Source organism: Desulfocurvibacter africanus subsp. africanus DSM 2603 (assembly GCF_000422545.1).
GTDB classification, from domain to species: Bacteria; Desulfobacterota; Desulfovibrionia; order Desulfovibrionales; family Desulfovibrionaceae; genus Desulfocurvibacter; species Desulfocurvibacter africanus.
The window spans coordinates 1-14,008 of sequence record NZ_AULZ01000036.1 but is presented as its reverse complement, the minus strand read 5'-3'; the positions used below and the strand labels follow the sequence as shown (position 1 = coordinate 14,008).

General features: G+C 61.5%; 12 protein-coding genes and 1 tRNA gene. 7 read left to right on the top strand and 6 right to left on the bottom strand.

Annotation, left to right across the window (positions count from 1 at the left end):
- From H585_RS0117520 to H585_RS0117510, 4 genes are all read right to left on the bottom strand, one after another.
- Positions 1 to 300: sugar phosphate nucleotidyltransferase (locus tag H585_RS0117520; RefSeq protein ID WP_027368779.1), on the bottom strand; the 300-nt coding region annotated here is incomplete at its 3' end.
- Positions 301 to 373: 73 nt separating this feature from the next.
- Entirely contained in the window at positions 374 to 754 is a 381-nt protein-coding gene (locus H585_RS0117515; protein ID WP_081678710.1) for an NAD-dependent epimerase/dehydratase family protein, read from the bottom strand.
- A 346-nt stretch (positions 755 to 1,100) separates the two neighbouring features.
- A complete protein-coding gene (locus tag H585_RS23975; protein WP_420805603.1) occupies positions 1,101 to 1,280 on the bottom strand; it encodes a DUF6538 domain-containing protein in 180 nt (59 codons plus the stop codon).
- Between the two features lie 165 nt (positions 1,281 to 1,445).
- Positions 1,446 to 1,532, bottom strand: a tRNA-Leu gene (locus H585_RS0117510).
- Between the two features lie 405 nt (positions 1,533 to 1,937).
- On the opposite strand from H585_RS0117510, the gene cobA reads away from it, so the two are divergent.
- From cobA to H585_RS0117490, 4 genes are all read left to right on the top strand, one after another.
- Complete coding sequence (gene cobA / locus H585_RS0117505; protein ID WP_027368777.1) at positions 1,938 to 3,461, top strand: uroporphyrinogen-III C-methyltransferase; 1,524 nt, start codon at positions 1,938 to 1,940, stop codon at positions 3,459 to 3,461.
- A 15-nt stretch (positions 3,462 to 3,476) separates the two neighbouring features.
- A complete protein-coding gene (gene purN / locus H585_RS0117500) occupies positions 3,477 to 4,157 on the top strand; it encodes a phosphoribosylglycinamide formyltransferase (RefSeq protein WP_014259173.1) in 681 nt (226 codons plus the stop codon).
- A gap of 68 nt (positions 4,158 to 4,225) precedes the next feature.
- Positions 4,226 to 4,777 carry an AmmeMemoRadiSam system protein A gene (gene amrA / locus H585_RS0117495; RefSeq protein ID WP_027368776.1) on the top strand — a complete coding sequence of 184 codons (552 nt, stop codon included), beginning with the start codon at positions 4,226 to 4,228 and terminating at the stop codon, positions 4,775 to 4,777.
- An 86-nt stretch (positions 4,778 to 4,863) separates the two neighbouring features.
- Positions 4,864 to 5,967: a glycosyltransferase family 2 protein gene (locus tag H585_RS0117490; RefSeq protein ID WP_027368775.1), complete on the top strand. Its 1,104-nt coding sequence runs from the start codon at positions 4,864 to 4,866 to the stop codon at positions 5,965 to 5,967.
- A 248-nt stretch (positions 5,968 to 6,215) separates the two neighbouring features.
- Here H585_RS0117490 and H585_RS0117485 read toward each other — a convergent pair whose 3' ends face one another.
- Positions 6,216 to 6,986 (bottom strand): RNA methyltransferase, encoded by a 771-nt coding sequence (locus H585_RS0117485; protein WP_027368774.1) that lies wholly within the window; start codon positions 6,984 to 6,986, stop codon positions 6,216 to 6,218.
- Positions 6,987 to 7,552: 566 nt separating this feature from the next.
- Positions 7,553 to 9,580, bottom strand: a complete 2,028-nt coding sequence (locus H585_RS22250) for a methyltransferase domain-containing protein (RefSeq protein WP_051183196.1) — start codon at positions 9,578 to 9,580, stop codon at positions 7,553 to 7,555.
- Positions 9,581 to 10,383: 803 nt separating this feature from the next.
- On the opposite strand from H585_RS22250, the gene H585_RS0117470 reads away from it, so the two are divergent.
- The 3 genes from H585_RS0117470 (at position 10,384) to H585_RS0117460 (ending at position 13,736) form a co-directional block, all read left to right on the top strand.
- The gene (locus tag H585_RS0117470) at positions 10,384 to 11,172 is read left to right on the top strand and encodes a ThiF family adenylyltransferase (RefSeq protein ID WP_027368773.1); all 789 of its coding nucleotides are present in this window, start codon (positions 10,384 to 10,386) and stop codon (positions 11,170 to 11,172) included.
- A 697-nt stretch (positions 11,173 to 11,869) separates the two neighbouring features.
- Entirely contained in the window at positions 11,870 to 12,424 is a 555-nt protein-coding gene (locus H585_RS0117465) for a GNAT family N-acetyltransferase (RefSeq protein WP_051183194.1), read from the top strand.
- A gap of 127 nt (positions 12,425 to 12,551) precedes the next feature.
- Positions 12,552 to 13,736 carry a class I SAM-dependent rRNA methyltransferase gene (locus H585_RS0117460; protein ID WP_027368771.1) on the top strand — a complete coding sequence of 395 codons (1,185 nt, stop codon included), beginning with the start codon at positions 12,552 to 12,554 and terminating at the stop codon, positions 13,734 to 13,736.
- Positions 13,737 to 14,008 lie beyond the last annotated feature (272 nt).

The window sequence follows — 14,008 nt, the reverse complement described above, 5'->3', positions numbered from 1 at the left end:
GGCGGCGTGCAGCGCCGCGACCGCCGCCGCCGGCGCGGTGTTCCTGCCAACCGGCTCAAGCACGATGGCCGCAGGGGTCACACCCATCTGGCGCAACTGCTCGGCCACCAGGAAGCGGTGTTCCTCGTTGCACAGGATGACCGGAGCGGTCGCGCCCGGCACGGCCATGGCGCGAGCCACGGTCTGCTGGAACATGGTGCTCTTGCCGGCCAGGGGCAGGAACTGCTTGGGGTAGAGCGTCCTCGACAGCGGCCACAGGCGCGTCCCGGAGCCGCCGGAGAGAATGACTGGTATAAGCATCCGATCTTGAATTCCTCAATTAGTGGACAACTAACGACAGAGCCCAGCAGTGCCGAGGTCGGCTATCGCTGCATCAATCTGCGCTCCCATTCCAGGGATGATCGAACAATACCGTGGAGGTCGCAATAGGTTGGAGTCCAGGCAAGTTCAGCGCGCATGCGCGCGGTGTCAGCCACCAGATCATCCGGGTCTCCGGCTTCTCCACGGACTCGGGTACTACGATGCTTGCCGCGAAGTGGATGACTTCCTCCACGCGTTCCCGGCGCAGGAGGTCGCGCATAAAACCAGCGTCACGCAGGTCTCCTTCCACGAGGCGGACGGGAGGTAGGACCGCCTCGCGCACTCCAGTGGAAAGATTGTCAGCGACCACCACCTCATAGCCGGCCTGAGTTAACGCCAGTGAGGTGTGTGAGCCAATATAGCCGGCACCGCCGGTGACGAGAATCTTGGGCAAGCTCGATCGCTTCGGGTAGAAGATGGCAGAACAGATCAAAAACAGGATCAAAATAGCGACAATCGAGGAAGCAATTACAGGTGCCCTCTAAAGCGGTCAAGCCTGAGTTTGAAACGTTTGGCGCGCCACTTACAATATGCTTGCCAAGTCAGTAACCTTCAAAATCAGCGATCACTGAAGGGCCGGTATAACGAACAAAAACTGAACAGGAATTACGTCCTTTGCCATCCTCATGGGCCAAGTTAGCCTGATGTCCTATGGGGTAGTCACGAATCTGCTAGCCCTCGCGCCTACGCAAGTCAAACCTCAGCCGAGAAAGTTCTCTGCGATGCCTCGATGTGAGATTTCATTCCTGCTGTTTCCTCGCACGTCTTATTCGTGGCTTCAATTTCCAGGGGAGCGGTATAATGTAGCGCAGTTCCCTGCGCCCAATCGCAGGCCGCAGGTCTACAGGAACTGAGTAGCGGAAGTAGTAGGTGTTGCCTTGCCGAAAGAGGTGGGTCGATCCGCGTGCGATGCCAGCCATGATTGCCCCTTGGTCTGAGGGCAAGTGCTGGCGTTTTGCCCTAGCACTTTGCCCAAATTTGTAGTTGGGCGGGGCTGGATGATGGCTTTTGGTCTTTGCCGGCGGCTACAAACGCCGAAAAAGAGAAAGGGTTTCAGCCGGTTAGCTGAAACCCTAAATCTTTAATGGTGCCGAAGAGGAGACTCGAACTCCTACGGCCTTGCGACCACTAGACCCTGAACCTAGCGTGTCTACCAATTCCACCACTTCGGCGCGGAGAGAATCTCTAGGCAAATCCTGTGCGCTTTGCAAGCGTTTTTTTGAGCTCGCTCGCAAAGATTTCAAATAGGGACACGGCAGCGCAGGCGCTCGCTTGCTCCATGAACGGGTCATGGTTCGTGGGTGGAGCTGGACAAACGCTCACGCGGCGACAAGCGGCAGCGCCAAGTCGTGTCGGCCTTTGTCGTCCTGGTGAAGCTAGCTGGCTTGGATAAATCGCCATCAGCCATGGCCGCAAAAGCGGTCATGCATTCCGCAGCTCGTAGATGTTGTTGCCGGTCCTCCGCAAGCCACTTTCCGCCTTGCAAAAAATTACACCGCGCACTACTCCCCAACGAGCCTTTCTGTTACAAGCAACTTGCCGCCAGGCAGTGAATCTCCATAAGGAAGGATCGATCGATGAGCATCGTCTATCTCGTTGGTTCCGGTCCGGGCGATCCCGGGCTTTTCACGGTAAAGGGCGCGGAGCTGCTCATGACCGCCGATGTGGTCGTGTATGATTGGCTTGCCCCCAAGGAGCTGCTGACCTGGTGTCGCGAGGACGCCGAGCTGATCTACGTGGGCAAGAAGGGTGGCGACCATACCCTGCCACAGGATCAGATCAACGCACTGCTCGTGCAGAAGGCCCGGGAAGGTCACGAGATCATCGTGCGCCTCAAGGGCGGCGATCCTTACATGTTCGGCCGCGGCGCCGAAGAGGTCGAGGAACTGGTCGCCGCAGGCATCGCCTTCGAGGTCGTGCCCGGCGTGACCAGCGCCATCGCGGCCACGGCCTACGCGGGCATCCCGCTGACCCACCGCGACTACGCCTCCAGCGTGTCCTTCATCACCGGCCACGAGGGCGAAGGCAAGGAAGAGACCGCGCACCGCTGGGAAGCCCTGGCCAAGGGAACCTCCACGCTGGTCTTCTTCATGGGCGTGAAGAATCTGCCCACGATCACCCAGAATCTCATGGACCACGGCATGGACCCGGACATGCCCGCGGCCCTGGTGCACTGGGGCACGACCTGCCGCCAGCGCTCCTTCGTGTCCACCTTGGCCAAGATCACCGACGAGGCCAAGAACCTCGGCTACAAGCCGCCCTCCCTGCTGGTCGTGGGCAAGGTTTGCCTGCTCAAGCCCAAACTCGACTGGTTCGAGCAGAGGCCGCTACTGGGCAAGGGCGTGGTGGTCACGCGCGCCCGCGAGCAGGCCAGCGAACTGCTCGGCACGCTGCAGAACTTGGGCGCATGCTGCTATGAGTTTCCGACCATCTCCATCGAGCCCATGGACGATTACGGCCCGTTGGAGGACGCCATCCTGCGCCTGCAGGAGTATGACTGGCTCGTGTTCACCTCGGTCAACGGCGTGGAGTTCTTCTTCAAGGTCCTGCACGAGATCGGCCTGGACGCCAGGGCCCTGGGCGGCTTGGAAGTCGCGGCCATCGGTCCGGCCACGGCCGAACGGCTGACCGGCTTCGGCATCCTGCCCGATTTCGTGCCCGAGAAGTACGTGGCCGAGCACGTGGTGCAGGGTTTGGTGGAGCTTGAGATCAAGGGTAAGAAGGTGCTCATCCCGCGCGCCGAGAAGGCCCGCGAAGTGCTGCCCGAGGAGCTGTCCAAGGCCGGCGCGCAGGTGGACGTGCTGCCCGTGTACCGCACCAGCCTGGCCGCCAGCGACCCCGAGGAGGTCCGGCAGGCCTTGGCCGAGGAGCGCATCGACTATGTGACCTTCACCAGCTCCTCCACGGTGGACAACTTCTTCAAGCTCGTGCCGGCCGAGGAGATCAAGAAGCACCTTGGCCATCTGCGTCTGGCCTGCATCGGCCCGATCACGGCCAAGACCCTGCAGGGTTATGGATTCACCCCGCACATCCAGCCGGAAGAGTTCACCATGCCGGCCCTGGTGCAGGCCATCCTGGAAGACGCCGCGCAACCCAAGTAGCCAAGGAGCCGCTGCATGCCCTTGAATCTGGCCGTACTCATCTCCGGGTCCGGCTCCAACCTGCAGTGCATCATCGACCGGGTCGCCTCGGGCGCGCTGCACGCGGACATCAGGCTCGTGGTCTCCAACAGGCCCGAGGCCTTCGGCCTGGAGCGCGCGCGCAAGGCAGGAATCCCCACGGTGGTTCTGCCCCACGGCAACTACCTGGACCGCGAGGATTTCGACCGCGCCCTGATCGCAGCCATCCGCGACCACGGCGCCGACGCAGTGGCCATGGCCGGATTCATGCGCATGGTCACGCCCATGTTCCTGCAGACCTTTCCAGGCCGGGTGCTGAACATCCACCCGGCCCTGCTGCCCAGCTTTCCCGGCACCCACGGCCAGCGCGACGCAGCCGAGTACGGCGTGCGCATCGCGGGCTGCAGCGTGCACTTTGTGGACGAGGGCATGGACTCCGGCCCCATCATCATCCAGGCCGCGGTGCCGGCGTTCCCCACGGACAACGGCGAGACGCTGGGCGCGCGCATCCTGACCATGGAGCACCGCATCTATCCCCAGGCCCTGCAATGGCTATCGGAGGGCCGGCTGTCGGCCCAGGGTCGCAAGGTTTTCGTTGCCCCGGCCGCACGTTCCAAGGCCTTCATTGGCGAGCCCGGCGAATACATGGTATTCCCTCCGCTGGAGGAAGGATTTTAGGGCCTGTCCAGATAAGGCGCGCCCCGGAACCAGCGCAATTCGCTGACGGATTGCCACAGGAGGCGACCATGGCCGAATTCCGTTTCCAGCTCACGGACGAGGAGAAAGTCTATCTCAAGAATCTCGTGCGGCAGTCCATCGGGCGATGTCTGACCAAAGACGACACGCCTTTGCCCGAACCGCCCACGGACATACTGCACGAGAAGCTCGGCCTCTTCGTGTGCCTCAAGATTCGCGGACGCTTGCGCGGCTGCGTCGGGCACATTGTGGGCGATAAACCGCTCTACCAGACCGTGGCTGAAATGGCCCTCTGCGCAGCCTTCGAGGACCCGCGCTTCCCGCCCCTGACCGCAGACGAACTCGAAAACGCCGAGATCGAAATTTCCGTGCTTAGTCCGCTCACTCCTTGCCCGGACCCGGCGCAGGTGGAGGTAGGCCGCCACGGCCTGCTCATGCGCCAGGGCATGCGTTCCGGCCTGCTCCTGCCGCAGGTGCCCGTGGAATGGGGCTGGGACCGCGAAACCTTCCTGCGCCAGACCTGCGCCAAGGCCGGCCTGGGTTCGGAATGCTGGAAGGACTCGCGCACGGCTATCCTCTGGTTCGAGGCCGAGGTATTCTAGGACAACCAGCCGTTTCCGCTTTTCCGGTCGCCAGCAGAGCAGGCGGAGCCTAGGCAACCGCCCGGTTTGCTGATACCAACGCCCCCATGCCTGAAACCGTGTGCCTGTGCACGTACACGTACAACGACGCCGAGCTGACCCTGGAGCTCATGCGCTCGGTGGCGTCCTGGACCCGTCGTCCCAACGAGATAGTCATCGTGGACGACGGCTCGGCCAAGCCCTTCCCAGACGCGCGCATCGAGCGCGTGCGCGTTTTGCGCATCCCCATCAACAGCGGCCCGGCCAAGGCCAAGGCCTATGGCCTGTCCGCGTGCCAGGGCGACATCATCCTGTCCATGGATTGCGACATCCGGCTCGACCCGGAGTGGCTGGAGCACTGCCTGCCCAGCGTCCGCGAGCCTGATGTGGGCATCGTGGGCTCGCCCGTGCTAAATCGCGCCGGCAAAGGGCTCGTGGCGGAATACATGGCCGAGTTCGACAATCACCAGCCCCGGCAGGGAGAGGTTGATTTATTGACGGGCGGGCTCTGGCTAATGCGCCGCGAGGTCTGGACGCAAGTCGGGGGATTAGGAAGATTTGCCGGCCGCACGCACGAGGACCGCGCTTTCTGCAAGCGGGTACGCGAGGCGGGGCTCAAGTTGATGAACGACACGCACATGCCGGCGAAACAGGTGCGGCGGCTCTCGCGCTTCGCCCTGGTCAAGCGGCTATGGAGTCTGCACGGTCCCGGCTACCTGGAACTGGCCGAGCAGGGCGGTGTGGAAACGGCTTGCGCGGCCGTTCTGGGGGAGACGCAGCGTCGCATAACGCAGAGTCTGCAAAAAGGGCAGCCGCTGCTCGTGTATATGGACTTGCTGTTCCTTGGCCATGGCTTCCTGGAACTGTGCGCCTTCGCGGACGAGCGCGGCCTGCCGGCGCCTGCCACCGCCGACCTGCGGCTCGCCCTGGAACGCTTTCTGGACACCTGCCCCAGGTTGTGGGCCTTCCTGCTGGACGACCTTTTCCGCCTGGGGCACCGACCTGCCTTGTCAGGGGAGGCCACGGAACCTGGCGCATGGATCGAATACCTGCACTCCCTGCGTTCCCTGCTCAAGGCCGGCGCCCTGTCCTTCCTGGAGTTGCAGGGCGTGCCCGCCCTGGCGGCCGAAGAGCGCGCCGAGCACCACTTCTCTTTTTATGAAGACCTTTAGAGCATTTTGCTTTTGAAAATGCTCTGCAAGCCATGCGTCGGCATGGCTTGCCGCCGCGTAGGCGTAGGCGCAATTCACTTGCGCCGTCAACGCCGGAGCGGGCGTCTTAAAAGCAATCTGCTTTAAGAACTGGGAGAGGGCGTAACCCTCTCCCAGACCCTTACCCACCAGGGGCGACGCGCCCCTGGACCCGCGCAGTTAGGGGTGGAGCCTTTGGCTTATCTCTTCCTTGGCCTCGCGAACGGACCTCAGCTCTCGCCCTGTCTGTTCTTATCGGGTGTGCTTTTCCCCGCCTTGCCCGCGATCCAGCGCACCTGGCGGCAGATGCCCATGAGCATATTGAACTCGCTGCGTCGCAGGTCCAGCTTGGCGAAGAAGCGCCGCACGGGCAGCAGCCAATAGTCCGGGTTCTGGGGTTTGAGAAAGTCGATGGCGCTCAGCGTCTCCTGGATATTGGCCATGAGCGCTTCCTGCTCGGCATGGGTCGCGTGGCGCTCGGCAACCTGATCGTACGCCGCATGGCCGGCAGGCTGACTCTGCCGGAAGCACTCATAAAGCAGGACGAGCACGGCCTGGGCCAGGTTCAGGCTGGACATTTCCCGCGCCGTGGGAATGGTCACGAGTTGACCGCACATCTGGATCTCCTCGTTCTCCAGGCCCTTGTCCTCGGACCCGAAGACCAGGGCCATGCGCTTGCCCTTGGCCAGCTCCGCGGCGGCCATCCTGCCTGCTTCCACGGGCGGGACGAGGCTCTTGCGCCAGCCGCCGGTGCGGGCCGTGGTGCCGAAGACCACGTGGGCGTCGGCCAGGGCCTCGGCCAGGCCGTGCGTCACGCGCACCGACTCCAGGATGTGCCTGGCGTGCGCCGTGGCAAGCGGCAGGGCTTTGTCCAGGTCCAGGTTGAGCGGGTCCACCAGCACCAGGTCGCTGCAGCCCATGTTGGCGCAGGCCCTGGCCGCCATGCCTATATTCTCGGGATACTTGGTCCGCACCAGGACCACGCGCAGGTTGTCGAGCATGCTGTCTCCTCGTGGCCTTCCCTACTGCTTGGCAGGCTTACCCGCAACCCGTCTTGCCGGCCTGTCCCGCTGCTGGTAGGAGCCTGCGCTTCCTGGTACGGATAAACGTGGCGCATGGCTTTTATTCGCGAATCCGCGCCGCCCATAACCCTGAATCACGGCGCATCCTCATGCGCTTAACAATCCCTGGCCACAAAACCATACAGTTTTGGGGAAGGGATGGGGGTCCGAGGGAAAGGGAACCCCTTTTTTCAATTGTGAAGTCAATTGCAATTATCGCTTTTTATCAGCTTGATATGGGAGCTTGAATGGGTTCAAGGGGCCGGAGGTTCAAATCCTCTCATCCCGACCAGGAAAAGCACTAACGAGAAGGGTTAGAGTCACCATGACTCTAACCCTTCTCTCGTTGGCGTACACGCTGGTATACAAAGCCCCTCGCTGCTTTTCGACTCTGCCTCCAGATCCCCATCTGGCTCATTTCAAGACACGCCCTGGGGCCGGAAGGGCGTATAGGTTACCAGAGGCGGAAAGAGATAATACGGCTGGTGTGATCTTCCACAAGCTCGTCAGGCCGGCTTGACCGCGACCATGATCATGCGCCGCGACGTTTCGCTGAACTCCTTCAGATCCTCGTTGTAGACATGGGCCAGTTCGAGGCCCGCCAACCGCAGGAGCAGTTTGTACTGGGCCAGGGAATACACGCGCATCCCGGATCTGACTTCACGTTGCCCAGCGGGGCCGGACACCTGGAAACGCGTCACGAGCCGCTCGGTCACCTCGTCCCAGCAGATCGTGCCGACCGGCTGCCCGTCATCCTTGTATGTGCATGTGTTGTTGCGCAGGATGCCGATGCGGCTGGGAGACTCGATCAAGATCCGTCCCCCGGGCCGCAGCGCCCCGGCGAAGCGCCGCAGCACCTCGAAATCGTCTTCGATGTCGAAATAACCGAAGCTGTCGAACCAGTTGACTATGACATCGAAGGCCTCCCGCTCGGCCAACTCGCGCATGTCCCCGACCCGGAACTCGCCGTCAAGGCCACACTCCGCGAAGCGCTCCCGGGCGCGCTCGATGAAGCGGGGATTGATGTCCACGCCCGTCAGCACGGCCCCGCGCCTGGCAAGATGAATCCCCACCCGGGCGTCACCGCAGGGGCAGTCCAGGACCCGCTCCCCGGGCGACAGGCCAAGCGCCCGCCAGATGATGTCCGCGTCCCCAGGGGCGGCCTCCTCGGGCTTGAGCCACTGCTCGTCCGGCACATGGGCGAACCAGTCGTTATCGGTCTCCAAGGCGGCGTCGGGACTCAGCTCGAACAATTCGTTCTGAGCCTCGATTTCCATTTCCCGCAACGTGGCCCAGTCCGCCTCCACAACAGCCTCGTCGGCATGGCACAGGAACAGGTGGGCGCTGCTGGTCACAAAGTCCACCGTGCGGGGCAGATGCCCAGAGGCCAGGACCTCCAGGAAATTGCCCTCACGCACGGAAGGCAGACGCGCCGCCAGGGCGATGCCGGGAATGGACCGGACGGCCCCCTCGCGGGTGGAGATGAGCGATTTGATCCACAGGGCGCGGACCGGCCGGTAAGGTACGGCTGCGTGGGCGGCAAAGGCCTGGGCGTCGGCATAGCAGTCCACGGACCACTGCACCTGGGTATGCCCCAGGGCCTCCATGAACAGGTACTGCGGGAAGGCTCCGCCCATGGGCCGGGCTCCGCATTCGATGAGCACTGGCCCCCTGTCCGTGAGCATGATCTCGGTATGGGCCGGGCCGATGCGGACGCCCAGGGCATCCAGGGCCTTGAAGGCGTAATCGATGACGCCATGGTGCTCCTCGCCGAGGTCGCGCACGAGCATGGTCCGGTCGTAGAGCGGCGCGCCGCCGGGCGAGGGGATCTTGCTGTATTCCCACAAATCCGAAAGGACGTGCCGGCCGTCGAGGGATATGGTGTTCACCGCGAACTCGCGGCCGATGGCGCATTGCTGGATGAGGGCCCGGCCATTGCGCTCACCGAACATGGTCGTGCTCCCCACCAGGGCATTGAAGGCCGCGCGCAGCTCCTCGGGGGAGCGGCACAGACGGACGCCCTCGGTTGCGGCGCCGCGGAGCGGCTTGACCACCACCGGCCAGGAGCCGAGTCCGGCGGCAAAGGCCAGGGCCTCCTCCCAGTCCTCCGTGGCCAGGGAGGCGAGGTGCGGCAGGCCGTGGGCCGCCAGAATCCGATGCATGGCCAACTTGTCCCGGCGGGCAGCACTCGTGGCCGTGCCGTTTCCAGGCAGGCCCAGTTCTTCGGCCAGGAAGTCGGTCATTTCCACGCCGGTCTCGCACCCGGCCAGGACATACATGGGCTTCAAGCCCGACAGGCGCTGCTTTAGGTCGCCCAGGTCCTGCCAGTCGTTGATGACGACCTCATAATCGCTGCGCAACTTTTCAGCGTAGTGATTGACGTATTCCCTGAGCCCCGGAGAATTCCTCTCCGCTCCGGAGGAGACGTGCACGGGACGGAGCCCCTTTTTCTTCAGCGCGACAGGGTAGAACTGGCCGGTCGAATAACCGTCCACCACCAGGGCGACGGCGTGAGGGGAAGTGCTGTGCGGCATGTCGGGCCCTTTGGTGTCTGAATGGTGTCTAAGGGATTATGAAGTCTGTTGCGATGCAACTGCTCAATCTGGGCAGCGGTCCGGGCCTCCGCGCCGTATGTCCAGGTCGATGCCCCGTTGGGCATAGGAACCCTTCACATGCGCCACATAATAGCCCGCGAACTGCGCCTGGGGGTGACCATTGGGGAAGGAATGTGGCCTTGCGCATCTCCTGGCATGGCGCTGGTCCGGCCAGCGAATGCCCCATGGCAAAAGAAGGAGCACAAGGGGGAGCTTCAATAGCGCAGCTGGCGTCATGGCCTGAATCCATGTTGTTATTCAACAAAGAATAAACATTCCATAACGTATTTTATTCCGATCTGCACGTGTGTTTCAAGGCTGTCAGGCGGTTGGTTTCGACGTTGTCCGACTGTCCCAGAGCAGGTGCCTCATTCTAGCGCCCCCGTCGTAATGGAGATAATCTGCTGAATAGGGCGGACGTGATTGCGGCATCGTGAGCGTCACCTCACCAACAGGTGATCTGCCCATGGAAGCGGTGCAACTCCACATCATGCATCGGTGGGACCCTTTCGAACGTGCAATCATCTTTAGCGCGAGCTGCGTTGGTAACGTCCATCTCTAACGAAGTCCGAGGTCACACGGACAGTGCTTGAGTACATCGAGTGGTTCTATAACACACGCGGGCGGCACTCGGCCCTCGACTACATGTCGCCTCTGGCGTAGGAGCAATGCATGGCGGCTGTTTGAAATCCCACGCCGTTCACCCTTCCCGGAAGCGGGTCAACTTCGACGCAGAGGTGACTATGCAGGACTTTTTAGACAGGTCCCGTCCTATATTCGGCGAAGAAGGCCTGTCAATTCTGGGGAAGAAGACCATCGCCTTTGCCGGGCTCGGCGGAGTGGGAGGCGGCGCGTTTCTGGCGCTTGTCCGTTGCGGAGTAGGCTGTTTTCGGCTGGCCGAGAATGGGATTTTCGATCCGCCTGACATGAACCGGCAGGCCGCCGCCTTCGGCTCGACCATGGGCCGCGCCAAGCTTGATGTTTACGTGGATCTGGCGCGTTCCATCAACCCGGACATATGCATTGATACCCACCCGGAGGGATTGCAGCCCGACAATATTGACCATTTCTTCTCCGGGGCCGACGCTTATGTGGGGGTTATCGATGCGGAAAAAGGCCAGGAGGTCAAGAACATGACCCCGGCCCTGCTGGCAAAGTACGGCATCCCCGCCTTCACGTGCGGAGTTATCGGCTTCGGCGCGCTCATGGTCAACTACGCGCCCAACGGCATGACTGGAAATGAGTTCTGGCGGCTCGCCCAAAAGGACGACACGGACACACTGATACCCTCAATCCTGCGGAAACATTTCAGCCAGACCGTACTGGCGCGGATGAAACAGGGCATGGCCAACGGGATTCAAGCGAGCACGGCCATCGGCGGCCTGGCATCCAACGTGCTGCTGGCCAACGAGGTGCTGGCCTTTCTGCTGGCAGGCGTCGGCCTGGTGGACAGGGAGCCCGTTTTCGCTCCCCGGTATGTGGCCGTGGATTTCCTGACCCTGCAAATGACGGTGGCCGACATAACCAAATGAGGGGTAGTCCCGATTGTCTGAACAGAGTAAACTCGGCCAACAAGGGCATAACCATAATCAAAGCCTCCGGAGCGGCCATCACGGAGGGCTGAAAAGCAAGGCAAGCTGCACACGAATATGCACATGTGCGGCGCTCTGGGGCGGTAAAGCTCGGCGTCCCCAAGGAGATTTGAAACCTATCGCCCGCATGATGGCCTGAAATTCATCAGGCTGAATCCGTGGGATGAGAAGCGGCGGAAGCTTGTGTGTTTCTGAACTCTAGGAATGAGTGAAGTCAGTTTCCGAGGTTCTACAAGGAATAGCTTACAAGGACGGTTCATCTCTAGGGGGTGCCTTTAAGCTATGGGCTTGAACCCTATTCAGCTCGACATTAGAGCATGTATGGACCCGGCCCCGATGGCGTTTACGGCGCAAGTGAATTGCGCCTACGCAGAAGCTAGCGGCAAGCCATGCCGACGCATGGCTTGCAGAGCATTTTGAAAAACAAAATGCTCTAAAGACATCACTTCCGCGACTGACTTCTGCGGTCGGTATTCTTGTTTCGCGATTCAGAAAACGCTGAAGGTTTTCTTAAGGAACAACCAAAGCCCAATGATGGCGGCAAATCCTATTGAATCTCTAACGACAGCTACGAGCGTAACATCTGGTCTAAAGGATTTGAGGTGACGTCTCACTGAAGAAAGCAGGAGAGCTGAAGATGGGACAATTCGAACCGGTCCAAATTGTAGCGAAAAGCGGAGTGAATTTCATTATACGACACGGGGTGGAAGGCGACGCCTCTGCACTGATTACCTTGGCCACTCAATGCATCGAGGATGGTGAAGGACAGATCTGGGTGCCCGGTGAATTCAATCTGACCGAAGAGCAAGAACGCGAATGGATTAAAGGACTACGGGAGAATCCGAACGAACTCCTGCTTGTTGCTGAAGCTGAAGGGAACATTGTTGGCGTCATGGATTTTCATGTCGGCAAGAGAAAGCGGACCTGTCATGCGGGAATGCTCGGAACGGCTGTCGCAAAGGATTGGCGCAGTCAAGGCGTTGGTTCAGCCCTATTAGGCGAAATCATCAAATGGGCGAAATCAAATCCAGAGATTGAAAAGCTGAGCTTGCGCGTTCTTGCAAATAATCATCCCTCCATTGGACTGTGCAAGAAATTTGGATTTCAGCAAGAAGGATATGGTCACAAGGAAGTCAAACTCGGCCCAAACGAATACCTGGATGACGTGCTGATGTGCTTATTTGTTGGCTGATGATCTCAGGGTAGATATGCTCTACAAAGTCTATTTCCTGACTGATTGGAGGTAGCGGTTGTGGTCTCAATGGCCCTTCCGACCATGTTCCGTTGCCCCCTTCCCCTGCCACCGGAGGCACGCCACCATGAATACGCTTTATCTCAAAAAGAACGAAGACCGGCGCATCCGGGCCGGACACCTGTGGATCTTCTCCAACGAAGTGGACACTGCGCGCAGCCCCATCAAGTCGTTCTCGCCCGGCGAAGAAACGCGCGTGGTGGATTCGGCCGGCGGCTTCGTGGCCATGGCTTACGTGAACCCCACGCCGCTCATTTTCGGCCGAGTCTACAGCCGCTCCTCGGGTGACCGCCTGGATGCCGAGCTGCTGGCCAAACGCCTGGGCCAGGCCCTTGAGCTGCGCGAGAAGCTGTTCGACACGCCGCACTACAGGTTGGCCTTCGGCGAGGGCGATTATCTGCCCGGCCTGGTCATCGATCGCTACGGCGACCTGCTCGTGGCGCAGCTGACCACCGCGGGCATGGACTCGCGGCGCAAGGCCCTGGCCGAGGCCCTGCGCGCCACGGTGCGCAACGCGCGGATCGTCTTCAAGAACGACTCGACTGCGCGGGAGCTGGAAGGCCTGCCGCTGTCCGTGGAGGCCCTGGAAGGCGATGTGCCCGACGAGGCGGAGCTTGCGGAGTCCGGAGCCAAGTTCGTCACGCCCCTGGCCGGCGGGCAGAAGACGGGTTGGTTCTACGACATGCGGCCTAATCGGCAGCGCCTGGCCGGACTGGCTACCGGCGGCAGGGTGCTGGACGTGTTCAGCTATGTTGGAGGCCTGGGCGTGCTTGCGGCCGTGCGGGGCGCGTCCGAGGCCATATGCCTGGACTCGTCGGAAACGGCTCTGAAGTATGCCGCGCGCAATGCGGAGCTGAACGGCGTGGCGGATAAGGTGCGCACCGAACGGGGCGACGCTTTCGACGTATTGGCCCGTCTGCACGACGCAGGCGAGCGCTTCGACGCCGTGAGCGTGGACCCGCCGGCCTTCATCAAGCGCAAGAAGGACCACCCGCAGGGCATGCAGGCTTATATGAACATCAACAGGCTGGCCATGCGCCTGGTGCGCGACGGCGGCTGGCTGCTCAGCGCCTCCTGCTCGCAGCACCTTTCGCGCGACGAGTTGCGCTCGGTCCTGGGCCGAGCCGCGTCAAAGGCCGGCGTGCGGGCGCAAATCGTGGAGCAGGGCCACCAGGGGCCGGACCATCCGGTGCACCCGGCCATGCCCGAGACCGACTACCTCAAGTCCTATCTGCTGCGCGTGCTGCGCTGAAGCCGTTGCTCAAGAGCCGGGAGAGGCGGCGCCTGCCAATGCGGCTCGCTCCTCTCCCGGACCCTTTCCCGCCAGGACCCTTCTTTGATAGGGCGTACCCCTCTCAGGCTCTCTCTCGCCAGGGAAAGGATTTCCCTGTAGCCTCATTTCATTTATAAGAAATTATTCAGGTTTGAATTAGAGCATTTTGCTTTTGAAAATGCTCTGCAAGCCATGCGTCGGCATGGCTTGCCGCCGCGTAGGCGTAGGCGCAATTCACTTGCGCCGTCAAC